Raw genomic sequence first — 26,364 nt, forward strand, 5'->3', positions numbered from 1 at the left:
GACCGCTTTGCCGATCTTTGGTGTGCGGCTTGCCTCCCCGTGAAGCTGGCTGGCTAGGGTCGCCGGGTTGGCATGTGCACAGAGCGAAGTGTGGGGGGCGTCTCGCGTGTCGGACCTGAAAAAAGAAGCTACGTCGCTGCACAAGGCGGCTACGGGCCTGCGTGCGGTGGGTCACCACACGGCGAAGCCGTTGCAGGAGTTCAAGGCCGAGTCGCACGACTTGGACGCGCTGGGAGCGCTGGGCTCGCTGCTGGGCGCCAAGGATGAGATACGCGAGGGCATGACCACCCTGGCCAAGCTCACCCAGGACCTGGAGGAGGAGTGGGAGACGGAGGCCAAGTTCTTGGGCGACGTCTCCGACGCCTTCGACCTCCTCGACGTTCTGCTCGCGGCCGCGGCCCGCGCCAAGAAGGGCTGAGCCGGGCGTGGTCGACCTCAACCCCCTGCACTACGTCAACAAGTTCAACCACATGTTCGGCGACACCCTCGCCAGTGGTCTGGAGTTCCTCGGCATCACCGACCCGGCGGTGGACCCGGACGGCGTGCGGGAGATCGCCAAGAAGTGGCGGCACTTGGCCACCGGCCTGGACGGCGCGGCCGAGGCCGCTCGCAAGGCCCTGGCCGAGGTGGAGTGGGAGGGCGAGGCGGCCAAGGCCTTCCACAAGCGTTCCAAGGCCGCACGCAAGCAGGCCACCGACATGGCGGACGCGCTCCGCGAGGGCGCGAAGGCACTGGACGACTTCGCCGACCAAGCGCACGAGTTGCTCACCGAGATGGGCGTGCTGGTCGCGGAGATCGCCGAGTTCGAGATCGCCGGCCTGGCGCTGTCCGTGCTGACCGGAGGCGCCTCGGCTGTCGTCTCCTCGCTGATGGCCGGCTCACGAGCGGTCAAGGTGGTCGCGCTGGTCGCCCGGATCGAGAAGGAGGGCACTGTTCTGGCCTCCGCGATCCGCGGCGTGATGGAGGTCATCCGGGCCGTGGAGCGGGCGCTTAAGGCGCTCAAGGAGATCCGCGGCGTCGCCACGGCGGCCAAATACGCCAAGGAAGGCGCGAAGTTCTCTGCCTTCGACGCACTGCTGAGGGACCCGGCAGCCTTCAAGGACCCGGACAAACTGGCCGGCATCCTCACCGAGGGCGCCTTGCTGGGCCTCGGCTTCGGTGTCCTGGGCAAGGCGCTGGGCAAGGGATTGAAGGCGCTCAAGCCGGCAGACCTGGCCAAGCTGAGCCGAGGTCTCAAACTCAACTGCGCCACCTTCGAGCGGCTGAAGCTGAACCCGGGCTTCAACAAGCTGCCCGCCTCGGTCCGCAACATGGTCAAGAAGTTTGTGCGGGACCCGATCGACGTGGCCACCGGCGAGATGGTCCTGCCGCGCGTCGACGTTCGGTTGCCGGGCGTCCTGCCGCTGATCCTGGAACGCATCCACATCTCTTCCTATCGCTTCGGCGGATGGTTCGGCCCCTCTTGGGCCTCCACGCTGGACCAGCGAGTGCAGGCCGAGGACGAGGGCTTTGTGTACGCGGCCGCGGACGGAGCCCGGCTGTGCTTCCCAATGCCGGACCCGGAGAGCAACATCCCGGTCCCTGCGGAGACTCCCGGCTCTCGCGTGACTCTGTCCTGGGACGACGAGACCGACGGCGCCGTTCGCATCACCGACCTCGAGACCGGCTTGATCAGTGTCTTCCACAGCCCTGTCGCCGCAGCCGACGACACTGTGGTCGACCTGCCCCTCCACCACGTCCAGGATCGCAACGGCAACCGCATCACCGTCGCCTATTCCGAGGGTGACGTTCCCGCCGCCGTGGTTCACTCCGGCGGCTACCACATCGCCCTGGACCGCCATCCGACACTGTCCCGCATCACGGGTTTGCGTCTGATCGACCCGGAAGCCCCGCACAAGCCGGGTACTCCTTTGCTGACCTTCGTCTATGACGAGCTGGGGCACCTTGTGGAAGAGCTCAACTCTTCGGGTGCGCCGATGCGTTACACCTACGACAGTGAGGGTCGTGTCACCTCCTGGACCGACCGCAACCACACGACCTACTGGTACACGTACGACGAGCACGGACGCGTGATCGCCACCGGCGGCACCGGCAACGCCCTGGCCTCCACCCTCGCCTATGACGGTGCCACCCGCACGACTCGTGTGACCGACTCCCTCGGCCACACCCGCGTCTACGAGCACAACGAATCGCTCCGCCTGATACGCGAGACCGACCCCCTCGGGAACGTCACGACCCAGGTATGGGACAGCCGACTCCAGTTGACCGCGGTCACGGACGCGCTCGGCCACACCACCCGTTACGGATACGACGAGCACGGACGGGTGCTCTCCGTCGTCCGCCCGGACGGCGGAGAGACGAGCGTCGTCTATGACGGGCACGGCCTCCCTGCATCCGTTCGAGATCCTGACGGAACGGAGCAACGGTACGAGCACGATGCGCGCGGCAACCGGGTCGCTGTCATCGATGCCGCGGGAGCCACAACGCGCTTCGGTTTCGACTCGAGGGGACGGCTGACCTCCATCACGGACGCGGAGGGGCAGACCACCGTTCTTCGATGCGACGCGGTGGGGCTTCCGGTGGTGATCAAGGATGCGCTGCATGCCGTGACTCGCTATGAGCGAAACGCCTTTGGCCGCCCTACCACCATCATGGACGCTGCCGGCCGTCTCACGCGTCTCGAATGGACTGTGGAGGGCAGGCTCGCCCGACGGACCGAAGCCGACGGCAGCGCCCAGTCATGGACATACGACGGCGAAGGAAACTGCACGAGCCACACCGACCCGACGGGTGCTGTCACGCGGTTCGAGTACACGCACTTCGATCTCATGTCTGCGCGCACGGAGCCGGACGGCACGCGCCACACCTTCGTTCACGACACTGAGCTACGCCTCGTGCAAGTCGTCAATCCGACAGGTCTGACCTGGCGATACGCCTACGATGCGGCGGGCCGCCTTGAATCGGAGACGGATTTCGAGGGGCGACGCCTCCTCTACACGCGCGACGCGGCAGGTCGTGTGTCGTCCCGTGTGAACGCGATAAATGAACGCGTCAGCTTCGAGCGCAATGCGGTCGGCCAGGTGATTCGCAAGGTCACCGACAGTGAGACGACGTTCTTTGGCTACACGATGTCCGGCCAGCTCGCAGAAGCGCGGAACAACCACGTGGTTCTCACGCTCGTCCATGACGCGCAGGGCAACGTGACGTCCGAAAGCATCAACGGACGTACGACCAGCTATGGACACGACCGAGTGGGACGCCGTACGCAAAGGGTGACTCCGACCGGAGCGGTCAGCGCCTGGTCGTACGACGCCGTGGGGAACCCGGCTCGCCTCACCGCCTGCGGTCGGGCGATCGACTTCGAGCACGATTCCACTGGCCGGGAGCTCGCTCGCCGTATTGGAGAAACACTCACCCTCTCCCACACCTACGATTCGGTTGGGCGCGTCTCCACCCAGTCCCTGAACCACGTCGACGGTCGAGGCATTCAGCACCGCTCGTTTGCCTATCGAGCCGACGGCCACCTCCTCCAAATCGACGACCAGCTGCGCGGATCCCGGTCCCTCAGATTGGACTCCGTCGGCCGGGTAACCGGCGTCGACGCGGAGGGGTGGACGGAGCGCTACTCCTACGACCCGGCCGGCATTCAGACGAGCGCGCATTGGCCGACCTTTCACCCTGGCCAGGAGGCCACGGGGGAGCGTGTTTCCACAGGTGCGCGAGTGCTTCGAGCCGGACGTGTCCGCTACGAGTACGACGCGCAAGGCCGCATGACGCTCCGTCAGAGGATAAGGCTGTCCCGCAAACCAGACACCTGGCGGTACACGTGGGACGCCGAAGACCGGCTCACGTCCGTCATCACGCCGGACGGGGTCCGCTGGCGTTATCTCTACGACCCCCTCGGCCGCCGCGTTGCCAAGCGTCGGTTCGCGCCGGACGACGAAACGGTGCTCGAGCAGGTCGACTTCGTCTGGGACGGCTCTCGACTGTGTGAACAGACCACGACATCCGCCGACCTGCCCCACCCTGTTTCCCTGACCTGGGAGCACCAAGGTCAACAGCCGATCCTGCAGGCCGAGCGAATGGTGTCGGCTTGCGCGCCTCAGGAAGAGATCGACGCTCGGTTCTTCGCCATGGTGACCGACCTGATCGGCACTCCCACCGAGCTTGTGGACGCGGCTGGTGATGTCGCCTGGCACGCCCGTACGACACTGTGGGGCGTCACTGCCTGGAACACGGGGGCGTCGGCCTACACACCGCTGCGCTTTCCGGGGCAGTACTTCGACCCCGAGACGGGACTGCATTACAACTACTTCCGTCACTACGACCCGGAGACGGCGCAATACCTGACCAAGGACCCACTCGGTCTGGCACCTGCTCCCCTCCCTACCGCCTACGTCGACAATCCCCATACCTGGTCCGATCCCCTCGGCCTCGCACCGGAGTGCGAGCACGCCGCCGTGACCGAGACCCGCAACAGAATCGGCGATGGCAGCATCGTCAGCCAGCATCCGATGAACGCCGACGAGGCCCTGGACGCCGCCGAGAAGTTCCTGGGAGACGGATACCGCGAACTGGGCAAGGGCCGAGGGGTGTTCCGCAGCGCCGACGGGCTGCGACAGTTCCGTATGGACCCCGATTCCATGCGTGGCGGACACTGGCCGGACATCCCGCACGTACACTTCGAAATATTCACTCCTGGAGGAAAGAAGGCGGTGGTGAACAATCACGTCCCGCTGATCGAGTAGTTATCCCGCATTGATCGTGAAAGGAATCTCTGGAGGGTCCGTGATTGAGATCGGTAAAGTTGGCTATATTCGTTCCGGGGACGAGGCGGGAAAATATGTGAAGGTTCAGGAGCTCCCGGATTCACCCCCCAGTTATCTGATCCTCGTGGCCCATGATCGCGAATTTCGGAATGGCTATGGCGACTACTGGGTGGAGGACCGGGAATCCCTCGATGGCTTCTTCGCGGAGGGGGCATGGGTCGTCGACTGGTGATCCACAGGCTCCGCCAATCGGGCCGACTCTGCTCCCCGTGGACAGCCCCGCGCTCAACAGCGTTCGGTGCTCCGGTGTGAAACCGAACCCCCAGGCAAACAACGCTTGGGGGCGTCTTCGGCGGTCAGTGGGTTCCCGTGGCTCCTCGCCTGATTTGGCATGGCCCCGACCTCTTCGGCCGACTCCTCGGTCGGCGCACTGATGGTCTGACAGGCCTGCGGCCAGGAGCTGTAGTCGGTTGCGGAGCTGGCCCTTCTCTCCGTGCCCCGGCAGGATTCGAACCTGCGGCAGCCGTTTCAGGAGCTCGTTCTATGCCCGGCCCTCGGCCCGTCGTCGGCTGACCCGACGGTCGCCATGGACGCTGCTATGCCATCGACCGGGCCCCTTGATGTCAGCGTTGAATGTCAACGGCACAGCTCCGGGATCGGGACAAACCCAGTCGCTCCATGACTGCTCGCCTGATCAATGATCGACGGTGCCGCCCAGCACGAACAAGAGTGGGACGAGGGCGAACCCGAGGAAGCTCACGAGGATGTATGCCAGGAGGGCGAACATCAGAACCACCAGAAGCGTCCACCTGAGGCGGCCACTGGCTTGCACGCTGCACCGCCGGATGCGGCCAACGGACCGCCTGCTGCGGAGGCGCCCCGGTCGTCAGTGACCGCCCCCGTTGATGTCAAAGCCGGATGTCAAAGGCCCCGGACCATGATCAGTCCGGGGCCTTTGCCCTTGTGCCCCCGGCAGGATTCGAACCTGCGACACCCGCTTTAGGAGAGCGGTGCTCTATCCCCTGAGCTACGAAGGCGCGCGCAGCCGAAGCGGCGCATGGGCGCCAGTGTAGCGGGTGCGTGTGGATCTCGGTCGGGGTGCTGGTGAGGGTTGAGGGGAGCGTGGCGGCGGGCCTGTCGGGGGGCCGTCGTGTGGGTGGGGGCGCCGGCTTGGACCCGGCCGTCCCTCAACGTTTGTAAAACATTTAGTCAAGCCTCTTTTTGCTGCCCCGGTGGGGCCCATCCGCCTCCCATCCCCAGTCAACGCCCATCCGTCCCCGATCTCCCTCCTTGGCCCGCTCTGCCCTACATCAGTACCTGACTGTAGAGTTGACAGGACTTTACTCATCGAGTTAGATCTATGAAGCCACATCACCACCACCGCCGTACGACGAGGGAGAGGGCGATGGCGAGGAGAGAACGCGAGACGGTCGGGGTCATCCTGGCCGGGGGTCGCGGCGAGCGCGCCAAACCCATCACGCTCGAGTCGGCCGACTACATCCGGAGCAAGGCGATGATCCCGTTCGCGGGGCGTCGGCTGGTGGAGTGGGTGATCGATGCCTGCCGGGAGCAGGGGATCCGGCGGTTCTATGTCGTGGCTCAGGGGCAGGAGAACCGCAGCCAGATCAAGATGCTGCTGGAGCACGGCGAGCGGTACGGCGTAGAGGTGCGGTACTCGCGGTCCGTGTTCGACCGGTACAACGTGGGGTCCGGGGCGGCCACGCTCCACAATCTGGAGGAGTGGGACCTGCGGGGTCAGGCGCTGGTGCTGCCTGTGGACTCCGTTTTCGACTTCTCCCTGGAGGAGTTGCAGGCCACGCAGGACGCCACCGGGGCCCTGGTCACGGTCGCCGCGGTGGCTCGGCGGGCCGTCGAGGTCGCCGGGAAGTACGGGGCGATGCGGACCGCCGGGAATCTGGTGACGGGGTTCGTGGAGAAGCCCGGGCTTGAGCGGATTGTCGAGGTGTTTCCGCACCTTGCCGAGGATCGCGGCGCCCTTCTGCCGACCAACGCCGGTATGTATCTGGTCGACTGCGCGCGGCTGCGTCAGGTCGCCCGTGAACCGGACCTCATGCGGCTCGCCCAGCAGCGCCTGGACTGGGGTGGGGATCTGCTGCCCTATCTGGTCGCGCACGGGCTGCCCGTCGCCGTGAGCACCATCGGGCGGCTCGGGGACCTGGGCAACGTACAGGACTATCTGCTGACGCTCCGGGACGTGCTGTCCGGCGCGTATGCGCAGATGAACCAGCTGATGGACGTGCCGCGCAGCGTCGAGCCCCGGTACTGGATCCACGAGAGCAGCCTCGCCACCCGCGACGACCTCACCGGGACCACGCTCGCCGAGAAGATCGCCACCGGGAGCGTCGTCATCGGGCCCGGTGTGCGGGTCGGGCGGCATGTGGTCATCGGGCCTGATGTCCGGCTGGAGTACGCCGACATCGGTGACGGTGCCGATCTGCGGGAGGGCGTGGAGGTGCGCCGGGGGGCGTGCGGGGACGCCGCGATCGTGGGGCCGTACGCGCAGATCAACGACTCGTACATCGGCCCGATGGCCGAGATCCGCTCACAGCGGCTCAGCCCCGCCCGGCTCACCCGGTTCACCGCCATCGGCGACGGCGCCCAGCTGTGGCCGGGCAGCCGGCTCGACGGCATCGGCGTCTACCCGCGGCTGCAGGTCCCCCCGCTGTCCGGTCTGCCCCGTGGCACGCAGCTCACCAGTTCCGACGACGTACTGCACTGGGCCTCCTGACGGCCCGTCATCGATTGGACGAGGAGGCACCCCGTGGACCATCCCATGGACCACCCCATCGCGGTCATCGGCGGAACCGGGCGGACCGGCCGGCTCGTCGCGCGCCGGCTGACCGAGCGCGGCGAGCGCGTCCGGGTGCTGAGCCGCAGACCCCCACGGCTGCCCGGCCATCTGCCGCCGGGAGCCGTGCACCACCGGGCCGACGTCCGCGACCCCGCCTCCCTGCGCGGCCCGCTGGCAGGCTGTTCGGCGCTGGTGTACTGCGTGGAGCCCGGCACCGAGAACGAGGGCCCGGACCGCCCCGAGACCACCATGTACCTCGGGGTGCGCAACGCGCTGGAGGCGGCCACCTCGGCCGGGGAGCGGCCACGTGTCGTCCTGGTCAGCCAGATCCACACCACGCATCTCGGCCACCCGCTCAACGCCTACGGCCGGCTGCTGGACTGGCGGCGGGCCGGCGAGGAGGCCGTCCGTGCCTCCGGGCTGCCGTACACGGTCGTCCGCCCCGGGTGGCTGACCGAGGAGCGGCCGGCCGGTGAGGGCATCCGGCTCGTGCAGGGCGATGCCGGCACCGGCACGGTGTCCCGGCCCGACCTGGCCGAGGCCTGCGTGCAGGCTCTCGCCTGCCCGTCCGCGGACGGCATCACGTTCGAGCTGTTCAACAGCTCCGGAGCCGCTCCCTGGCAGCCGGGCGACTCCACCAGCGCCTGGGAACTGGCCTTCGCCGCCCTGGACTGGGATCTGGAGCGCGTGGCCTGAGCCCGCCGAGGCGCCCCCGGTGTGTCCCACCGACCGCATCAGCAACAGAAATGACTCCGCCATGACGACGAGCCCGACGAGTCCGACGAGCCCCATCAGGCAGCGATCCGCCGACGGTGCCGCCGACCGCATGGACGGCACCGTGACCCCCGGCCGCGCCCAACCGCTCGGCGCCACCCTGACCCCGACCGGCGTCAACTTCTCGGTCTTCTCCGAGCAGGCCACCCGCGTCGAACTGCTCCTCTTCGACAGCTACGAGGCCCTCGCGCCCAGCCGTGTCATCCACCTCCACGCCGAGGACAACCACAGCTACCACTTCTGGCACTGCCATGTGGAGGGGCTCGGCGCGGGACAGGTGTACGCGTACCGCATGGACGGTCCGCACGACACCCGGCAGCGCGGCACCCGCTTCAACCCCCGCAAGGTCCTCCTCGACCCCTACGCCCGGGCCAACATCAACACCCTGTGGGACCGGGTGCGCGCACTCGGCCCCGAGGACAACTGCGCCTACGCGATGCGCAGCATGGTCGTCGACCTCGACGCGTACGACTGGGAGGGCGACGAGCCGCTGCGCACCCCGATGGCCGACACCGTCATCTACGAGATGCACGTGGGCGGCCTGACCGCGTCCCCCAGCTCGCGCGTGACCAACCCCGGCACCTTCTCGGCGGTCGTCGAGAAGATCCCGTACCTGAAAGAACTCGGCGTCACCGCGGTCGAGTTGCTGCCCGTGTTCGACTTCGACGAGCGGCAGGTGCTGCGCAGCGGGCCCAAGGGCACGCCGCTGCGCAACTACTGGGGCTACGACCCGTTCGGGTTCTTCGCGCCGCACACCGGCTACTGCTCCGACCCGTGCAACTGCACGCACATCACGGAGTTCCGGGACATGGTCAAGGCCCTGCACAAGGCGGGGATCGAGGTCATTCTCGACGTGGTCTTCAACCACACCTCCGAGGGCAACGAGCACGGCCCGACCATCAGTTTCCGCGGCCAGGCCAACGAGATCTACTACCACCTGTGGCCGCAGGACCGGCGCCACTACATGGACTTCACCGGCTGCGGCAACGCGATCAACGCCAACCACCCGGCGGTCGCCAAGTTCATCATCGAGTGCCTGGAGTACTGGGTCAGGGAGCACCACGTCGACGGCTTCCGCTTCGACCTGGCCTCCGAGCTGTCCCGGGGCGCCGAGGGCTACGAGATGGACGTGCCGCCGGTGCTGTGGGGCATCGAGCTGTCCGGCACGCTCTCCGAGTCGAAGATCATCGCCGAGCCCTGGGACGGCGGCGGCCTCTACCAGATGGGCCGCTTCCCCGGAAAGCGCTGGTCGCAGTGGAACGGCCCGTTCCGGGACGACGTACGGCGCTTCGTGCGCGGCGACGGCGGCATGGTCGGCGCGATAGCCAGCCGGGTGGGAGGCTCGCGCGACCTGTTCCGGCAGGAGGGCGAACTGCCCACCAACAGCATCAACTTCGTCACCTGCCACGACGGCTTCACCCTCAACGACCTGGTCAGCTACGACCACAAGCACAACGACGGCAACGGCGAGGCGAACGCCGACGGCGCCCACGAGAACTTCAGCTGGAACTGCGGCGTGGAGGGCCCCACCGACGACGCCGAGGTGCAGCGGCTGCGGGTGCGCCAGATCAAGAACCACGCCGCGCTGCTGCTGCTGAGCCGGGGCGTGCCGATGATCCTGGCCGGCGACGAGTTCCGCAACAGCCAGGGCGGCAACAACAACGCCTACTGCCAGGACAACGAGATCTCCTGGCTGGACTGGGACCAGGCGGAGAAGGAGGACGAGGTCCGCCGGTTCTTCACCGAGATGATCGCCCTGCGCAAGCGGCACCGCTCGCTGCGCGCCCCGCGGTTCTTCTCGGGCCGCCACAACGAGCGCGGGCTGCCCGACGTGACCTGGCACGGCACCCGACTGGAACAGCCGGGCTGGGACGACCCCGAGGCACGGGTGCTGTCCTTCACCCTCGCCGGGTTCGACGGCGACCCGGATCTCCACGTCATCTTCAACATGTTCCACCTGGGTCTGGACTTCGAACTGCCGCACATCAGCGGTCACCGCTGGACCCGGCTCGTCGACACCGCGCAGAGCGCCGGCCAGGACGTCATGGCGCCGGCCGACGCGGTGCCCGTGTCAGGTGCCACCTACCACGCCCATGGCCGCAGCGTCGTCTTACTCGAGGCGCGCCCCGAAGACGGAGACACCCCCCGATGATTTCTGCCCCCCGGACCCGCCGTACCTACTCCGACACCATCGCCGGCTACATCACCGGCTACGAGCCCACCCGCGACCGCTTCGGACTGCGCACCACCGACGGCCGAGAGTTCACCGTGCACCTCGGCGAGTCGGTGGTGTCGCAGATCGTCCGCAACCTCGGGGACCCGCCCCGCGACACCAGCGGCACCACCCGCGACATGCTCGCCGAGGGCCGCTACGTCTTCGTCTACGGCCTCTTCTACCAGGAGCCGGGCGGCGAGCGCTTCGAGGCCCGCACGCTCACCTTCCCCGAGGAGTCCCGCGGCGAGTACGTCTTCGAGCGGCCCTCCTGGTGGGTGCAGCAGGCCGCCGAGATAGCGGACTTCTATCTGCGCGCCCACTTCCCCGACGGGGTCTACGACTGGCGCCGCTTCCGCACCCACGTCACGCTCTCCGGCACCCATCTGCCCGACACCGCCGGCGAGGACGTACGGCAGGAGACCGACACCATCTCCCGCCTGGTGTACGGCCTCGCCACCGCGTACATGCTCACCGGCACCGAGCGCTTCCTGGAGGCCGCCCGGTCCGGCACGGCGTATCTGCGCGAGCACATGCGGGTGGCCGACGAGCGCGACGGGGTCGTGTACTGGTACCACGGCATCGACATCACGCCCTCGGGCCAGCGCAAGGTGTTCGCCTCGGAGTTCGGCGACGACTTCGACGCCATCCCGATGTACGAGCAGATCTACGCGCTGGCCGGCCCCACCCAGACCTACCGGATCACCGGCGACCCGCTGATCCTGGGCGACATCGACCAGACGGTCGCGCTGTTCGAGCGGTACTTCAGGGACGAGCGCCACGGCGGCTTCTTCTCGCACCTCGACCCGATCACCATGGACCCGCGCGCCGACTCCCTGCGCGGCAACCGGTCCCGCAAGAACTGGAACTCCATAGGCGACCACGCGCCCGCCTACCTCATCAACGCCTACCTGGCCACCGGCCGCCCGGACCTGGCGAGGCTCCTGGAGGAGACCGCCGACACCATCACCGAGCGCTTCCCGGACGAGCCGGACAGCCCCTTCGTACAGGAACGTTTCCACGAGGACTGGACGCCGGACCGCACCTGGGGCTGGCAGCAGAACCGGGCCGTCGTCGGACACAACCTGAAGATCGCCTGGAACCTCACCCGCATCCGCTCCCTGCACGACAAGCCGGAGTACGCCGCGCTCGCCGAGCGGATCGCCGAGGTCATGCCGCCCGTCGGCAGCGACCAGCAGCGCGGCGGCTGGTACGACGTCGTCGAGCGGCAGGCCGGCCGGGACGGCGGCCACCGGCTGGTCTGGCACGACCGCAAGGCCTGGTGGCAGCAGGAGCAGGCGATCCTCGCCTACCTCATCCTCGCCGGCGTCTCCGGCGACCCCGAGCACCGCAGGCTGGCCCGGGAGGCCGCCGCGTTCTACAACGCGCACTTCCTCGACTACGACGACGGCGGCGTCTACTTCAACGTCCTCGCCAACGGCATCCCCTATCTGCTGGGCACCGAACGGCTCAAGGGCAGCCACTCCATGTCGGGCTACCACTCGCTGGAGCTGTGCTACCTGGCCGCCGTCTACACGGGCCTGCTCATCGGCTCGTCCCCGCTCACCCTGCACTTCAGCCCGCTGCCCGGCGCCTTCCCCGACGGAGTGCTGCGCGTCGCCCCCGACCTGCTGCCCAAGGGCTCCATCCGCATCGGACAGGTCTGGATCAACGACGAGCCGCACGCCGACTTCGACGCCGAGCAGCTGACGGTCAACCTGCCCGTCAGCAGCAAGCCGCAGCGGGTGCGCGTCGAGCTGGAACCCACCGACATGCGGATGCGCATGAGCAGCGACTTCGACGGCCAGACCGTGCACGTCTCCATCGAGGGCACCGTCGACCGGGAGGAGCTGCAGAAGTTCCGGCACGGCCTGAGCGAGGCGCTGTCGGCCGGCCCGCGCCGGGTGGAGTTCCACCTGTGCAAGGTCACCGAGATGACCCGGCCCGCCATCAACGAACTGCTCTTCCAGCGCACCAAGATCGGCCTGGACGTCGACTTCGTCATCGCCGACTGCGCGCCCGACGAGGTCATCCACGCGCTCGTCGCGACCGACGCCTTCCTGCTCGACCCGCACCACGTCTGCGCCGAGTAACCCATCCAGACCCCCGGTCCCTCCCTCCCAACCCCCCCGCCGCGAGGGAGGGACCGGGCCCGCGCGGTTGCCGCGCCCCGACCCAGAAGGATCGATGTGGCCACGATTCTGCGACTGCCCGAGTCCAGGCCGGGGACCCGCCAGGACCGGATCTCCGACTACTGCCAGGACCTCTTCGCCCACTTCGCCCGCTCCGACCAGCGCCGTTGGGGCGAGGTCTACCTGCGCGGGCTGCTGCACGTGCGGGGCCGCAAGACGCCGGTGAACATCTCGGAGCAGGTGCTCGGCACCCGTACGGTGCAGCCGCTCCAGCAGTTCATCAGCCAGAGCACCTGGGAGTACACCACGGTGCGCCGCAACCTCGCCGAGCGGCTCGGCAGCCAGGTGGAGCCTCAGGCCTGGGCGTTCGACGAGGTGGTGTTCCCCAAGCACGGCGCGTACTCGGCCGGCGTGGCCCGCCAGTTCGTGCCCTCCCTCGGCAAGGTCGTCAACTGCCAGCTGGGACTCGCCACTTCGCTGGTGCACCGCTCGTGCACCCTGCCCGTCAACTGGCATCTGCTGCTGCCGCGCCAGTGGGACAACGACGAACGCCTGCGCGCCAAGGCCCACATCCCGGCCGAGGAGCGCCACCGCCCGCGCTGGACGTACCTGCTGGAGTCCGTCGACCAGATGCTCCAGGACTGGGACGTCCCGCCCGCACCCGTGCTGGCCGACTGGCGCTTCGAGCCGGACGTGTCGGACCTGCTGTGCGGCCTGGAGCACCGGGGCCTCGGCTATCTGATCCAGGTCGGCGCCTCCACCCGGCTGCCCGTGCAGCCCGCCCCCGGCCGTACGGTGCTCACGCCGGTCGGCGACCTGGTGCGCGACTTCATGGCGCACGGCGAGCAGACCGTCCTGGAGTGGTGCGAGAGCCCGGGCGGGCGGGCCCGGCCCTCCCGGTTCCAGGCGACCCGGCTGCCCAGCGCGGGCGTGCCCCGGCGCGGGGCGCCGTACGGCACCCGGCCGCTGCCGCGCCATCTGGTGGTGGAGTGGCCGTTCGGCCGGCAGGGCCCGCGCACCTACTGGGTCACCGACCTGCCGCCGGAGCGGCTGCCGCGCACGGTCGAACTGGCCGAGCTGCGCAGCCACGCCAGCGCCGGCTGCGACCGGCTGCGGGACTACGGGCTCTCCCACTTCGAGGGCCGTTCCTTCCGCGGCTGGCACCACCACGTCACGCTCGCCTCCGCCGCGCGCGGCTTCCACGCGCTCGGCGAGTTCGGTGCCGCCCGCGCCCGCCGGGCCGAGTCGGGCTTAGGCCTGTTCCGCACCGACCTGCCCGAGGAGGAACGGCTTCATGGCTGACCTGCTGCTGCTCAGGCACGGTGAGACCACCTGGACCCGCACCCGCCGGCACACCGGCCGCACCGACGTCCCCCTCACCGACCGGGGCAGGGAACAGGCACGCCAGGCCGCGGGGCTGCTCGCCGGCCGGCGTATCGCCCTCACCCTGGTGAGCCCGCTGGAGCGGGCCCGGCACACCGCCCGCCTCGCCGGACTGCGCGCGGTGGTCGAGGAGCCCGACCTGCACGAGTGGGACTACGGCGGCTACGAGGGCCTGACCAGCGCCGACATCAAGGCCGAGCGGCCCGGCTGGAACCTGTGGAGCGACGGCGTCCCGCCGGGCGACCCACAGCATCCCGGCGAGTGCCCGCAGGACGTCGGCGCCCGGGCCGACCGGGTGCTCGCCCGCGTCGGCCCGCTGCTGGACGGCGCCGGAGACACGGGCGATGTGCTGCTCGTGGCCCACGCGCACATCCTGCGGGTGCTCACCGCCCGCCGGCTCGGGCTGCCCCCGGCCGGCGGGGCCCACTTCCGGCTCGACACCGGCGCCCTCGGGGTGCTCGGCGCCGAGCACGGCAGACCCGTCGTCACGGCCTGGAACCTCACCGGCCCTGCCGTGGCGGCGCCCACCAGCAAGGACCGCTGGCCGTGGCCGAAGGTCCTGCAATTCTGAAAAGCCGCGACAAAGCCACAGTAGGGCGCGGGACTTGCGACAGTACCGCCCCCGCCGGGAACACCACTTCTTTCCACCCGGCAGCCCGTGTCTACTGAATCCGGCGGAACTTCGGAATTCCTTTCACCGCAACTCGTACCCCGAATTCCGCAACGACAGTTCACCTGAAGGGAAGCAGTGAAATGGCAACTGCAGTTGCTTCGAACACCGAAGTCATCAAGCGGATGTACGCCGCGTTCCACGCCGGCGACATGGACAAGCTCCGCAACGAGGTGTACGCGCCGAACATCACCTGGTACATGCCGGGCCAGCACCCGCTGTCCGGTCTGCACGACGGCATCGACCAGGTCATGGCGTTCAACGCCGCCCTCGCCAAGGCCGGCATCACCGTCGACAACCTGCACGTCGGCGAGCTGGACGACGGTACGGTCGTCGAGAAGCACCTCGGCCACGGCCACGCCGACGGCGTGGACTACCTCTTCCCCACCTGCACCTCGTACCGCGTCGAGAACGACCGGATCGTCGAGGTCCGTGTGCACGCCGGCGACCCGCACGCGGTCAACGAGTACATGTGGTCCCGCTACAGCCTGAAGGCGCTGCCCGAGCGCCTGGCGGACGGCCAGGTCTGATGGCCGCCGCCCCGGTCCTCGACCAGGACCGCGTCCGCGCCGCGTACGCCTCTCTGGGCAGCGGCGACCGAGCCGTCATCGAGCAGTACTGGTCCCCGGAACTCACCTGGGAGACCGCAGGGAATTCCCGGGTGTCCGGCACCTACAAGGGCATGGACGAATTCCTGGGATTCCTCGGCACCATGGGCGAGATATCGGCCGGATCGCTCGCCATGGAATTCCGCACCATCGTGGTCGACGGTGACGTCGCCGTGGCGGTCACGCACAACACGGCGACCCGCGCGAACGACGCCGACCGCGGCATGGACATCGAAGAGGTCCACTTCCTGCGCTGGCGGGACGGCCGGATCGTCCAGGGCCGCGGTGCCATGTTCGGCACCGGCACCGGCGACTTCGAGCAGTTCGTGGCCTGAAACGGCCGCAGGCGTTTCCCCGACCGGTGTGGCCGGCCCCCTGCACCCGGGGGCCGGCCACACCGGTCGGTCCATCTCCACCCACCCACGAAAGACGCCGGGAGGCTCCTGTGGACACCAGAGGTGTCATCGAGCGGTACTACGAACTGGCCAACAAGGGCGACTGGTCCGCCTGGACCGACCTGTTCGCCGAGGACCAGGTGATGGACGAGCAGCTGGCCGGGCACGTCGAGGGGCAGCAGACGCTGCGCGACATGATGACCGGGTTCCCGGACATGTACGCGCGGTTCCAGAACGTGCCCCGGCACATCGTCGTCGACGGCGACCAGGCCGCCGTGGTCTCCCACATCTCCGCCGCGACCCACACCGGCGCGGAGATCGAGGCCGACGTGGCCAACTACTTCCGTGTCGAGGACGGCCGCATCGTCTACATGTCGAACCACCACGACACGGTCCCGTTCCTGCCCGTGACCGCCGGGGCGTGAGACCCATGGCCACCGTGGAGGAGTTCGACTATGTCGTCGTGGGGTCGGGCACGGCCGGATCGGTGCTCGCGCGTCGCCTCACCGAGAACCCGGACGTGCGCGTTCTGCTCCTGGAGGCCGGCGGGCCGTGGATCCCGTCCGGCGTCGACGCCGCGCCGGCCTGGGTCACGCTGCTGGGATCGCCGGTGGACTGGGGATACCAGAGCGTTCCGCAACCGGGGCTGAACGGCCGCGTCACCTATGAGCCGCGCGGCAGGATGCCCGGCGGCAGCAGCAACATGTACATCATGATGCACGTCCGGGGGCACCCCTCGGACTTCGACAACTGGGCCTACCAGGGCGCCGCCGGCTGGCGGCACCAGGATCTGCTGCCCTACTTCCGCAAGCTGGAGTCGCAGGAGGACCCGGTCGAGGGCGTCAGCGGCACCGACGGCCCGCAGCGGGTCACCAACGCGGGCCTGCACGGGCCGAACCCGCTGTCGCGCACCTTCATCGACGCCTGCCTGGAGCTGGGCTACCCCGAGACCCCGGACTTCAACGGGCCCGACATGCTCGGCGCGGGCTGGCACCACCTGGACGTGGTCGACGGCGAGCGGCGCGGCGTGCTGCGCTCCTACCTCGAACCCGCCCTGGACCGGCCCAACCTGACGCTGCGGACGAACGCCCAGGCGACCCGGCTGCTGTTCGAGGGAACGCGCTGTGTCGGGGTCGAGTACGTGCAGGACAGCCCCGCCGAGCCGGACGGGGACGGCCGGCTGGTCACGGGCCGCGGCCCCGCCCCCGAGGGCACGGGCCCGCGCACGGTGCGTGCCGCGCAGGAGGTCGTCGTCTGCTCCGGCGCCATCGAGTCGCCCAAGCTGCTGCTGCTGTCGGGCCTCGGACACGCGGGCCGGCTCGCCGAGCTGGACATCCCCGTGGTCGCCGACCTGCCCGGCGTGGGGGAGAACTTCCACAACCACGTCCTCACCGGGCTGATCGCGGAGACCCGCGAACCCGTCGAGCCGCCACGGCAGAACCTCTCGGAGTCCGCGCTGTTCCTCACCTCGCAGCCCGGCCTCGACGCGCCCGACCTGCAGATCGCGTTCGTGCACGCGCCGTTCGACATCATCGTCGGGCAGCAGCACCCCAACGCCGTCAGCATCCTGCCCGGTGTCGTACGACCGCTCTCGCGCGGCTGGGTCCGGCTGGCGAGCGCCGACCCGCTGGCCAAGCCGCTGGTCAACCCGAACTACCTGGGCGACCCGGCGGACGTCGAGCGGCTGGTGCAGGCCGTCGAGCTGAGCCGGGAGATCTTCGCGACCGCGGCGTTCTCCGGGGCGCTGAAGGGCGAGCTGATGCCCGGCCCCGAGGTGCGGACCAAGGCCGAACTCACCGCGTTCGTACGGGAGCGCGCCGACAGCTACCACCACCAGGCCGGCTCCTGCCGCATGGGCATCGACGACCGGTCGGTGGTCGACCCGCGGCTGCGGGTGCACGGCGTCGACGGGCTGCGGGTCGTGGACGCGAGCGTCATGCCCGCGGTGCCGTCGGGCAACTGCCACACCGCCATCGCCGCCGTGGCGGAGCGGGCCGCCGATCTCATCAAGGAGGACTGCCGTGTCTGAGCCCACCCGCGTGCGCTGGTCGCACGTCGGACTGAACTGCGCGGACCTGGACGCCACCGAGGCGTTCTACACCCGCTACTTCGGCTTCGAGCGGGCCCGGGTCGTGGACCTCGGGGACGACCGCATCGTGTTCCTGCGCAAGGACGCGGCCTATCTCGAGCTGTTCCACTCCACCGCCCCGTCCGCGGGTCCCGGCACCGGGGACGGGCCGCAGGCGCCCGGCACCATCCGGCATCTCGCCTTCCAGGTCGACGATCTGGAGGCCTTCCAGGCCCTGCTCGGCGCGGACGTGCCGGTGACGCTGGGGCCGCTGCACTTCGACGACTTCATCGAGGGCTGGCGCACCGTGTGGGTCACCGACCCGGACGGTGTCGTGGTCGAGGTCAGCCAGGGCTACCGGGACGAGGCGGCGCCCGCGGCGGCGTGAAGCCCGGAGCCATCCACCGTATTCACTGCCTCATTCACTGCCTCAGGAGGGATTCACCATGCCAGAGACCAGCACACCCCGCAGACTGGCCGTCATCGGCACCGGCAAGATCGGGCTGGCCGCCGGACGGCTCTGGCTCGCCGCCGGCCACACCGTCGTGTTCGGCTCGCGCGATCCGGCGAGCAAGGCCGGGCAGATCGCCCAGTACGGCGAGCGGGCCGGTGTCGCGACGCCCCGGGAGGCCGCCGAGGCCGCCGACATCGTGATGCTCGCCGTGCCGGGAGAGTCCGTCGACGAACTCGTCGACGAGATCGAGGACGCCCTCGCCGGGAAGATCGTCATCGACGCGACGAATCAGCTCGCGTACGTGGATGGCCGCTGGGCCTCCGCGCTGCCGGCCGGCCTCACCGAGGGGCGCCGGATGGCGGACCGGCTGACCAAGAGCTCGGTCGCCCGGGCCTTCAGCCACATCCCGGACGAGCTGCTCTTCCCGCGCGGCACCGAGCAGGCCCTCTACTGGGCCATGGCCATCGCCGCGGACGACGCCGATACGCGGCGCACCGTCTCCGAGCTGGTGCGTGACGCCGGCTGGACTCCGGTCGAGCTGGGCGGGCTCGACGACTCCGCGCCTCTCGACCCGGGCGGGTCGGTCTTCCACCTCTTCTACAGCGAGAACGAGATGCGGGACGTCCTCGCGGCGTAACGCTCTCGCGCGGCAGCAGCGCCCTTCAGCTCCTCACCCCCTTTGTGCGGGGTGGGGAGCTTCGGCGTGTCCCTGCTCATCGGACCAGGGCGTCGCCCCTCAGGTCCCGGGGCTCCGCCCCGGACCCCGACCTTTGCCCACCCACCGCCCGTGACGAGTCGGCCGAGTGGCGGAGCCCCAGGGCGTTGCCCGTGACGAGTCCGCCAAGTGGCGGAGCCCCAGGGCGTTGCCCCCCCCGGGGCCTGCTCGGGCCCCGCGGTCCGTGGCGAGTCGGCCAAGAGGTGGAGCGCCAGAGCGTTGCCCCCGGCCCGTTCGAGCCCCGCGGCCCGTGACGAGTCCGCCAAGCGGCGGAGCCCGCCCGCTCACCCCCCTGCCGCTGGGCAACAAGAAGGGCCGCCCGGGAGGGTGGCCGGGCGGCCCTGGGGTGGGGGGTGTGGGGGGTCAGGAGGTTTCGCGGCGGCCGAGGAGGGCCGGGAGGGCGATGATGACCGCGCCCACCGCCGCGACGGCGCCGCCCGTGATGAAGGCGGTGTGGTAGCCGGAGAGGATGTCGTCGGGGGAGGTGCCGGAGGTGACGGCGTTGGCGACCGTGACCAGGGCGGCGACGCCGATGGAGCCGCCGATCTGCTGGGCGGTGACGTTGAAGCCGCTGGCGATGCCGTGCTGCTCCTGCGGGACGCCGGTCATCGAGGCCGCCGTCATCGAGGCGAACGCGAGACCCTGGCCCACGCTCATCACGGCGACGGCGGGCAGGATGTCGATCCAGTAGTTGCCGTCCACCGGGGTGCGCGCCCACAGCACTCCCACGCCGACCGCGATGAGCAGTAGGCCGGCCGCCATCAGCGGACGCTGGCCGATGCGGGCCATGTTCTTGCCGGCCGCGTTCGCCGCGAAGATGATGATGACGCCCATCGGCACGATCGCCGCGCCCGACTGCAGCGGCGAGTAGCCGAGGATGCCCTGCATGTACAGCGGGGCGTAGAACAGCATGCCGAGCAGCGGGGTGAAGAAGGCGATCGCGCACAGTGTCGCGGCCCGCACCGGCGAGGAGCGGAAGATCGACAGCGGCAGCAGCGGCTCGGCCGTACGCCGCTCCCACGCCACGAACCCGACCAGCAGGACGACCGCGGCGACCAGGGAGGTGACGACGTCCCACGCCGACCAGCCGACGGACGAGGCGCGGCTGACGCCGTACACGGCCAGGGTGAGGCCCAGAGTCACCGCGACGGCGCCGACGAAGTCCAGGCGTTGCGACCCGCGGGTGCCGGCCGGCAGCACCGCGCGCACCGCGAGCAGCACGGCAAGACCGATGGCGGTGCTGACGACGAACACCGAGCGCCAGCCGAACGCGTCGGTCAGCAGACCGCCGAGGATCAGGCCGCTGCTGAAGCTGGAGGCGCCCACCGCGGTGTAGATGGCCAGCGCCTTGTTGCGCTGCGGCCCCTCGGGGAAGATCTGGGTCACGAGGGCGAGCGAGGCCGGCCCGGACAGTGCGGCGCCGAGGCCCTGGCCGGCCCGGGCGGCGATGAGGACGCCGGTGCTGGGGGCGAGCGCCGCCACCACAGCGGAGACCGCGAACAGGCCGACGCCCGCGGCGAAGCACGCCCGGCGGCCGAGCACGTCGGCGGCCCGCCCGCCGAGCAGCAGGAAGCCGGCGAACGCGACGGCGTACGCGGTCATCGTCCACTGCAGCGTGGCTTCGCTCATGGACAGGTCACGACCGATCTCGGGCAGGGCCGAGTTGATGACCGCGACGCTTCCGGAGTCCAGGGCCAGGGCGGCGGCCAGGATGACGAGTGCCGCCCAGGGCCGCCGTGAGGCGTCGGGAACGGCGGCAGCCGTCTCCGAGGACGAAATGGTGCTTGTCACAGATTCTCCTTGGGGAGTCGGTCCAGTTGCCGGCCTCGGCCGGTCAGAACAGCTCGGGGGTGTCGCCCAACGGCACGAAGGAGTTGACGACGTACGTCTTCAGCAGCGGCCGCCCGGTGCTCAGGTCGAGCTCCCAGGACTGGTCGGCCTCGAACTCGAGGCGCTGGCTGTCGGGCTGCGGCGGGTTCCACACACTGGTCTGCCAGTTGACGACCACGTGCACCCGGGCGTTGTCGCCGTCGATCTCCACGTCGGCGACCTCCACCCGGTGCGCCTCGTCGAAGAACCGGCCGGTGACGGTGTCGTACCAGCCGGAGAGGCCCTTGAGGTCGGTGACCGTCGTCTCGGGGAAGACGAAGCGGATCTCGTCCTCTGCGAGGTACTCGGTGACCTTCTCGAACGGGACGTGCCGGTCGAGTGCCACGTACCAGTCGGCCACGTACCGCTGGATCTCCTCGACGCCGACCGCGGTCTGCTGGGAAGTACTGGGCATCGTTCTCACTCCTGTTCGTGCCGGACGGACTGCACAGCTGACGGCCTCATTCGACCGCCGCCCCTCCCGGCATCGCTCCCATTGCGGCGTTGGCAGCCGCACTCCCCGCACTCACCGCGAGTACTGCGTCAACTCGCCGGTAAAACCCAGTCAGACGCGAAGCGGAATCGATCAACCGCCGCACTTCACAGGGGATGTGACGCACTCTCGGCGCCCGCGTCCCACAGTGCGCACGGCGCCCCCGTGGCCACCCCGGCAGGCGGCCGTTCGTCCGTATGTTCCTGTCCGCGAACATCTCCGACGTGCCGGGAACGCGCCACGAACGCCCTGGAAAAGGTGACGCCCATGAGTGCCTCCACCGCCGGCCCGCCACGCGAGAGGGCCCGCCTCGCCGTCGTCCTGGCCGGGGCGTTCATGGCCGTCCTGGACGTGGCGATCGTCAATGTCGGCATGCCGGCCATCCAGGCCGATCTGCACACCACCTTCGGCGCGGTCGCCCTCGTCGTCTCCGCGTACACGCTGCTCTACGCCGCCCTGCTGGTCACCGGCGGCCGCCTCGGCGACCTCCACGGCCGCAAGCGCGTGTTCCTCACCGGCCTCGGCGTGTTCACCGCCGCCTCCGCCCTGTGCGGGCTCGCCCCCACCATCGAGGTCCTCGTCGCCGCCCGCGCGGTGCAGGGCGTCGGGGCCGCCCTGCTGTACCCGCAGGTCCTCGCGATCCTCCAGCTCACCACGGACGGCGAGCGGCGCGCCCGCGCCCTGAGCACCTTCGGCTGTGTGATCGGCGTCGCCGTCATCGCCGGGCAGCTCGTCGGAGGCATGCTGCTCGCCTGGGACCCCCTGGGCCTCGGCTGGCGCCCGGTGTTCCTGCTGAACGTGCCGCTGGGGCTCGCCACTCTCGCGGCGGGCCGCAAGCTGCTGCCCGCCGACCGGCCGCGGGAACCGCGCCCGCACCTCGACTGGGGCGGCGCCGCGCTGTCCGCGCTCACCCTCGCCCTGCTCATCGTGCCGCTGCTGCTGGGCCGGGAGGCCGGCTGGCCCGCCTGGACGTTCGGCGCGCTGCTCGCCGTGGCACCGACCGCGGCCTGGTTCCTCGCGCACGAACGGGCCGTCGGCGCCCGCGGCGGCACGCCCCTGCTGCGCACCGCCCTGTTCCGCGACCGGGCCTTCGCCCGCGGGGTGCCCGTGGCGGCCCTGTTCAGCTTCGCCTACTTCGGCTTCCTGCTGCTGCTCTCCGTCCATCTGCAGATCGGCCTCGGCTTCTCCGCGCTGCACGCCGCCCTCGTCCACACCCCGGCCGCCGTCGGCTTCTTCGCCGGCTCACAACTGGCCCCGCGCATCGCCCGGTTCCTCGGCCGCCACACCCTGACCACCGGCTATCTCCTCGCCGCCACGGGCCTGCTCGCCACCGCCGCCACCGCCCTGGCCGCCGGCGCGGGCCTGTCCGGCGGGGAGCTGGCCCTGCCGCTGCTCCTCGTCGGCCTCGGGCAGGGCCTGGGCATGACCCCGTTGATCGGTACGGTCATCGGCTCCCTGCCGCCCCGTGACGCGGGGGCCGGCGCCGGCGTGGTCGCCACCACCCTCCAGCTCGGCAACGCGCTCGGGGTGGCCGTGCTGAGCCTGCTCTTCTTCGCCGTGCTCGGCGACGACACCTCACCGGCCCGGCACGCGACGGCCTTCGCCACCGTGCTGCCGCTGACCGCGGTGGCCTTCGTCGGCGCCGCGCTGCTGGTGACCCGCCTGCCGCGGCGCACCCCCGACGGCGGCGGCAACGCCCTGCTGGAGCATCTGCCGGGCCATGCCACCGGGTTCGCGTACTCGATGTATCTGATGACCGGCGGCCGGGTCGGCGACCGGCTCTTCCACCAGGTCCTCGACCAGGTCGCGCGACAGCGGGCCCGCCGCGCCGAGCAGGCCCCGCAGGCACCGGGCGCGTTCCTCGCCTACCACTTCGACCAGGCCCGGCACGACACCGCGTGGCTCGTCTACCTCACCCGGGAGGCGCTGTCCTTCGCCCATCGGCCCGTCCCGCACGAGAAGGAGCGGGCCGCGGTGCTGCGGACCCAGGTGGAGGAGATCCGCCGCCGTCAGGCCGAGGGCGCCGTACGCCCCGACCTGGACCCCGAGCTGCTGCGCCTGGTCGGCTTCGCCCTCGCCAACTACCCCCGCATGCTGCCCCAGATCACCCGCATGACCACGGGCCTCGACCCGGACGACCCCCGCTTCGTCGAGCGCTGGGAGGACCTGCTCACCCAGCTCGGGCAGTCACTGCGGCCCTGACATCGCGGACACGACCTAATGCTCGGTGTCCCGCCGGTAGGTCGCCGCCTCCTCCAGGTCGAGCCGGCGCAGCAGGGTGCGGAGCATCTCGTCGTCGATGCGGCGCTCGTCGCGCAGCCGGACGAACACCCGGCGCTCGGCCTGGATCATCTCCCGGGACAGCCGCCGGTAGGTCTCGTCCACGGACTCCCCGGTCGTCTCGTTGACCGTGCCGAGCCGCTCCCACACCGCGTTGCGGCGCCGCTCCAGGACCGCCACCAGCTGGCCCGCGGCCGTCTGGGGCAGGATGTTGTGGTCGTGGGCGAGCAGTTCGTCCAGCCGCTCCTCGGCCGCCTTCGAGGCCTGGGCCTGCGCCTCCGCCTCGACCAGCGCCTCCGCGTGGGTGTCCCGCCCGGGGATCTTCAGCAGCCTCACCAGCGGCGGCAGTGTCAGCCCCTGCACCACGAGGGTGCCGATCACCGTGGTGAACGACAGGAACAGCACCAGATTCCGCCCGGGGAAGGGCTCGCCGCCCTCGATGGTGAGCGGGATCGAGAAGGCGATGGCCATCGACACCACCCCGCGCATGCCCGCCCAGGCGACGACGAACGGCCCCCGCCAGGTCGGGTTCGCCTCCCGCCGTCTGATCCGTGCGAACACCGCACGCGGCAGGAAGGTCGCCGGGTACACCCACACGAACCGCACCGCGACCACCACCACGAACAGCGCCACCGCGTACCAGGCCGCCCGGATGCCCTCGTACTCGCCGAGTCCGCCGAGGATCACCGGCAGTTGCAGCCCGATCAGCGCGAACACCACCGACTCCAGGATGAAGCCGACCATCCGCCACACCGCCTCCTCCTGGAGCCGGGTCTCGAAGCCGACCTGCCAGTTGCGGTGCGCCAGGTACAGCGCGACCACCACGACGGCGAGCACGCCCGAGGCGTGGATGCGTTCGGCGGCGGCGTACGCCACGAACGGGATCAGCAGCGACAGCGTGTTCTGCAGAAGGGGCTCGCGCAGATGGGTGCGCAGCCAGTGCAGCGGCCCCATCAGCAGCAGGCCCACGGCGATCCCGCCGACCGTGGACACCGCGAACTCCTCCACGCCCTGAAGCCATGTGGCGCTCTCGCCGGCCGCCGCCGCCAGCGTCACCTTGAACGTGGTGATCGCCGTCGCGTCGTTCACCAGCGACTCGCCCTGGAGGATCGTGGTGATCCGGGACGGCAGCCCGATCCTGCGGGCGATCGCCGTGGTCGCGACCGCGTCGGGCGGCGCGATGATCGCCCCGAGCACCAGCGCCGAGGTCAGCGGCAGATCGGGCACCAGCAGGTACATCACATAGCCCACGGCCAGCGTCGCGAAGAGCAGATAGCCGATCGACAGCAGCATGATCGGCCGCAGTTGCGACCGCAGGTCCAGGTAGGAGCTGTCGACCGCGCTGGAGTGGATCAGCGGCGGCAGCACCAGCAGCAGCATGATCTCGGGCTCGAAGGCGTACTCCGGTGCGCCCGGTACGCAGGCGACGGCGAGCCCGCCGGCGACGAGCAGCAGCGGCGGCGGCACCGGGGTCCGGCGGGCGACGCCCGCGATCGCCGCGCTTCCCGCCACCAGTAGCAGCAGTGGCAGTACGTCCATCGGCCTCGGCCCCCATTCGCGGTCGGTCCTGCCGTCACGTGTACTCGGCGGGGCGTGCGGGGTGGGGTCGCGCTGGTGTTCGGGGTCGTATTCGGTCAGGTCGGCGTGCGTACTACCGGCCATCGCCGTGTCGGGTGCTCGTTGTCGCCGACTGGCTGTCCGTCGTGGTTCTCGCGCAGTTCCCCGCGCCCCTTTGAGGGCGTCCATGTGGCACAGCCCTGGCGCTGACCTGACGTTCTGCCGGGCTACAGGGCTGCTGACCCTCGGGTTCGGCACCGGGCGGCTGTTAGACACCGAAGGGGTCAACACCTCCCGAAACGAAGGAGATCACCTCCGATGGCGAAGAAACGCGTCCTCATCGTCCTGTCCGAATACGGCTACTGGGGCGAGGAACTGCTCGGCCCGCTGGAGACGTTCGACGAGGCCGGCTACGAGATCACGTTCGCGACGCCGACCGGCAAGCGCCCGGTCGCCCTGCCGCCGAGCATGGACCCCGAGTACATCGACCCGCCGCTCGGCCGCTCCGTCACCACCACCGAGGTGGCCAACAAGGTCAGGGCGCTGGACAACTCGTCCCGGCTGGACAACCCCCTGAACCTGTCCTCCTGGCTGCCGGACCGTCCCTACCGCTCGCGCACCGACTTCCTGCGCGCCTGGGAGGACTACAACACCCGCCGCGAGCACGTCCAGGCGCAGGTCGCCGACCGCTACGACGCGCTGCTCATCGTCGGCGGCAGCGGCCCCATCGTGGACCTCGCCAACAACTGGCGCGTCCACGACCTCATCCTCGCCTTCCACAACCTCGACCTGCCGATCGCCGCCGAGTGCTACGGCGTGGCCTGCCTGGCCTTCGCCCGCGAGCAGGACGACCGGGCCAGCATCATCGCCGGCAAGCACGTCACCGGGCACTGCATCGAGTACGACTACAAGGACGGCACCGGCTTCATGGGCACCGACTTCGTGATCGGCCCGCCCCCGTACCCGCTGGAGTACATCCTGCGGGACGCCACCGCCCCCGGCGGCGCCTACCACGGGAACTTCGGCAAGGAGACGTCGGTGATCGTCGACTACCCGTTCATCACCGGCCGTTCCACCCCCGACTCCTACCTCACCGGCCAGAAGGTCGTGGAGGTGCTGGAGCAGGGGCTGCGGCAGTGGGGCTTCAAGGCCTGAGCCACCGCCGACGTCACG

The 26,364-nt window shown here is 70.0% G+C and carries 20 protein-coding genes and 1 tRNA gene; 17 read left to right on the top strand and 4 right to left on the bottom strand.

The features are described 5' to 3' along the window. The first annotated feature begins 106 nt into the window (after positions 1-106). From ACIQ6Y_RS23670 to ACIQ6Y_RS23680, 3 genes are read left to right on the top strand one after another with little or no spacing between them, the layout of a single operon-like run. Positions 107-418, top strand: a complete 312-nt coding sequence (locus ACIQ6Y_RS23670) for a hypothetical protein (RefSeq protein ID WP_404041936.1) — start codon at positions 107-109, stop codon at positions 416-418. A gap of 7 nt (positions 419-425) precedes the next feature. Further along, on the top strand, positions 426-4,748 hold the full coding sequence (locus tag ACIQ6Y_RS23675; protein WP_404041937.1) for a DUF6531 domain-containing protein: 4,323 nt from the start codon (positions 426-428) through the stop codon (positions 4,746-4,748). Between the two features lie 40 nt (positions 4,749-4,788). Beyond that, on the top strand, positions 4,789-5,001 hold the full coding sequence (locus ACIQ6Y_RS23680) for a hypothetical protein (protein WP_404041938.1): 213 nt from the start codon (positions 4,789-4,791) through the stop codon (positions 4,999-5,001). Positions 5,002-5,733: 732 nt separating this feature from the next. Here the strand turns inward: ACIQ6Y_RS23680 and ACIQ6Y_RS23685 are convergent. Further along, positions 5,734-5,806, bottom strand: a tRNA-Arg gene (locus tag ACIQ6Y_RS23685). A 368-nt stretch (positions 5,807-6,174) separates the two neighbouring features. On the opposite strand from ACIQ6Y_RS23685, the gene ACIQ6Y_RS23690 reads away from it, so the two are divergent. From ACIQ6Y_RS23690 to ACIQ6Y_RS23745, 12 genes are all read left to right on the top strand, one after another. Continuing rightward, positions 6,175-7,518: a sugar phosphate nucleotidyltransferase gene (locus ACIQ6Y_RS23690; protein ID WP_404041939.1), complete on the top strand. Its 1,344-nt coding sequence runs from the start codon at positions 6,175-6,177 to the stop codon at positions 7,516-7,518. Between the two features lie 33 nt (positions 7,519-7,551). After that, on the top strand, positions 7,552-8,277 hold the full coding sequence (locus ACIQ6Y_RS23695) for an SDR family oxidoreductase (RefSeq protein WP_404041940.1): 726 nt from the start codon (positions 7,552-7,554) through the stop codon (positions 8,275-8,277). A 130-nt stretch (positions 8,278-8,407) separates the two neighbouring features. After that, complete coding sequence (glgX, locus tag ACIQ6Y_RS23700; protein ID WP_404041941.1) at positions 8,408-10,507, top strand: glycogen debranching protein GlgX; 2,100 nt, start codon at positions 8,408-8,410, stop codon at positions 10,505-10,507. After that, the gene (locus ACIQ6Y_RS23705) at positions 10,504-12,660 is read left to right on the top strand and encodes an AGE family epimerase/isomerase (protein ID WP_404041942.1); all 2,157 of its coding nucleotides are present in this window, start codon (positions 10,504-10,506) and stop codon (positions 12,658-12,660) included. Before glgX ends, ACIQ6Y_RS23705 begins: the two co-directional genes overlap by 4 nt. A 96-nt stretch (positions 12,661-12,756) precedes the next feature. Then, positions 12,757-14,001, top strand: a complete 1,245-nt coding sequence (locus ACIQ6Y_RS23710; protein ID WP_404041943.1) for an IS701 family transposase — start codon at positions 12,757-12,759, stop codon at positions 13,999-14,001. Further along, positions 13,994-14,653: a histidine phosphatase family protein gene (locus ACIQ6Y_RS23715; protein WP_404041944.1), complete on the top strand. Its 660-nt coding sequence runs from the start codon at positions 13,994-13,996 to the stop codon at positions 14,651-14,653. Before ACIQ6Y_RS23710 ends, ACIQ6Y_RS23715 begins: the two co-directional genes overlap by 8 nt. Positions 14,654-14,835: 182 nt before the next feature. Beyond that, on the top strand, positions 14,836-15,282 hold the full coding sequence (locus ACIQ6Y_RS23720) for a nuclear transport factor 2 family protein (protein WP_404041945.1): 447 nt from the start codon (positions 14,836-14,838) through the stop codon (positions 15,280-15,282). Continuing rightward, positions 15,282-15,695 (top strand): nuclear transport factor 2 family protein, encoded by a 414-nt coding sequence (locus tag ACIQ6Y_RS23725; protein ID WP_404041946.1) that lies wholly within the window; start codon positions 15,282-15,284, stop codon positions 15,693-15,695. The genes ACIQ6Y_RS23720 and ACIQ6Y_RS23725 overlap by 1 nt, the downstream gene beginning before the upstream one ends. A 110-nt stretch (positions 15,696-15,805) precedes the next feature. Then, positions 15,806-16,180, top strand: a complete 375-nt coding sequence (locus tag ACIQ6Y_RS23730) for a nuclear transport factor 2 family protein (RefSeq protein ID WP_404041947.1) — start codon at positions 15,806-15,808, stop codon at positions 16,178-16,180. A gap of 5 nt (positions 16,181-16,185) precedes the next feature. Continuing rightward, the gene (locus ACIQ6Y_RS23735; RefSeq protein WP_404041948.1) at positions 16,186-17,784 is read left to right on the top strand and encodes a GMC family oxidoreductase; all 1,599 of its coding nucleotides are present in this window, start codon (positions 16,186-16,188) and stop codon (positions 17,782-17,784) included. Continuing rightward, the gene (locus tag ACIQ6Y_RS23740) at positions 17,777-18,211 is read left to right on the top strand and encodes a VOC family protein (protein ID WP_404041949.1); all 435 of its coding nucleotides are present in this window, start codon (positions 17,777-17,779) and stop codon (positions 18,209-18,211) included. The genes ACIQ6Y_RS23735 and ACIQ6Y_RS23740 overlap by 8 nt, the downstream gene beginning before the upstream one ends. A gap of 58 nt (positions 18,212-18,269) precedes the next feature. Continuing rightward, complete coding sequence (locus ACIQ6Y_RS23745; RefSeq protein ID WP_404041950.1) at positions 18,270-18,914, top strand: NADPH-dependent F420 reductase; 645 nt, start codon at positions 18,270-18,272, stop codon at positions 18,912-18,914. A 441-nt stretch (positions 18,915-19,355) separates the two neighbouring features. Here ACIQ6Y_RS23745 and ACIQ6Y_RS23750 read toward each other — a convergent pair whose 3' ends face one another. Next, positions 19,356-20,783, bottom strand: coding sequence for an MFS transporter (locus tag ACIQ6Y_RS23750; RefSeq protein WP_404041951.1), 1,428 nt, complete (start codon positions 20,781-20,783; stop codon positions 19,356-19,358). 43 nt (positions 20,784-20,826) lie between these two features. Continuing rightward, a complete protein-coding gene (locus ACIQ6Y_RS23755; RefSeq protein ID WP_404041952.1) occupies positions 20,827-21,276 on the bottom strand; it encodes a nuclear transport factor 2 family protein in 450 nt (149 codons plus the stop codon). Positions 21,277-21,621: 345 nt separating this feature from the next. Between ACIQ6Y_RS23755 and ACIQ6Y_RS23760 the strand changes: the two genes are divergently transcribed. Next, a complete protein-coding gene (locus tag ACIQ6Y_RS23760) occupies positions 21,622-23,556 on the top strand; it encodes an MFS transporter (RefSeq protein ID WP_404041953.1) in 1,935 nt (644 codons plus the stop codon). Positions 23,557-23,571: 15 nt separating this feature from the next. Here ACIQ6Y_RS23760 and ACIQ6Y_RS23765 read toward each other — a convergent pair whose 3' ends face one another. After that, entirely contained in the window at positions 23,572-25,173 is a 1,602-nt protein-coding gene (locus ACIQ6Y_RS23765; RefSeq protein ID WP_404041954.1) for a Na+/H+ antiporter, read from the bottom strand. Between the two features lie 336 nt (positions 25,174-25,509). Here ACIQ6Y_RS23765 and ACIQ6Y_RS23770 point away from each other — a divergent pair, with 336 nt between their 5' ends. Then, positions 25,510-26,346, top strand: coding sequence for a type 1 glutamine amidotransferase domain-containing protein (locus ACIQ6Y_RS23770; RefSeq protein WP_404041955.1), 837 nt, complete (start codon positions 25,510-25,512; stop codon positions 26,344-26,346). The last annotated feature ends 18 nt before the right edge of the window (positions 26,347-26,364 follow it).

This window comes from Streptomyces sp. NPDC096205 (genome assembly GCF_044763135.1).
Classification (GTDB): Bacteria; Actinomycetota; Actinomycetes; order Streptomycetales; family Streptomycetaceae; genus Streptomyces.

Coding starts and splice junctions, on each gene's coding strand:
- ACIQ6Y_RS23690 (WP_404041939.1), top strand. CDS start 6,175: ATGGCGAGGAGAGAACGCGAGACGGTCGGGGTCATCCTGGCCGGGGGT.
- glgX (WP_404041941.1), top strand. CDS start 8,408: ATGGACGGCACCGTGACCCCCGGCCGCGCCCAACCGCTCGGCGCCACC.
- ACIQ6Y_RS23705 (WP_404041942.1), top strand. CDS start 10,504: ATGATTTCTGCCCCCCGGACCCGCCGTACCTACTCCGACACCATCGCC.
- ACIQ6Y_RS23715 (WP_404041944.1), top strand. CDS start 13,994: ATGGCTGACCTGCTGCTGCTCAGGCACGGTGAGACCACCTGGACCCGC.
- ACIQ6Y_RS23720 (WP_404041945.1), top strand. CDS start 14,836: ATGGCAACTGCAGTTGCTTCGAACACCGAAGTCATCAAGCGGATGTAC.
- ACIQ6Y_RS23725 (WP_404041946.1), top strand. CDS start 15,282: ATGGCCGCCGCCCCGGTCCTCGACCAGGACCGCGTCCGCGCCGCGTAC.
- ACIQ6Y_RS23735 (WP_404041948.1), top strand. CDS start 16,186: ATGGCCACCGTGGAGGAGTTCGACTATGTCGTCGTGGGGTCGGGCACG.
- ACIQ6Y_RS23745 (WP_404041950.1), top strand. CDS start 18,270: ATGCCAGAGACCAGCACACCCCGCAGACTGGCCGTCATCGGCACCGGC.
- ACIQ6Y_RS23755 (WP_404041952.1), bottom strand. CDS start 21,276: ATGCCCAGTACTTCCCAGCAGACCGCGGTCGGCGTCGAGGAGATCCAG.
- ACIQ6Y_RS23760 (WP_404041953.1), top strand. CDS start 21,622: ATGAGTGCCTCCACCGCCGGCCCGCCACGCGAGAGGGCCCGCCTCGCC.
- ACIQ6Y_RS23765 (WP_404041954.1), bottom strand. CDS start 25,173: ATGGACGTACTGCCACTGCTGCTACTGGTGGCGGGAAGCGCGGCGATC.
- ACIQ6Y_RS23770 (WP_404041955.1), top strand. CDS start 25,510: ATGGCGAAGAAACGCGTCCTCATCGTCCTGTCCGAATACGGCTACTGG.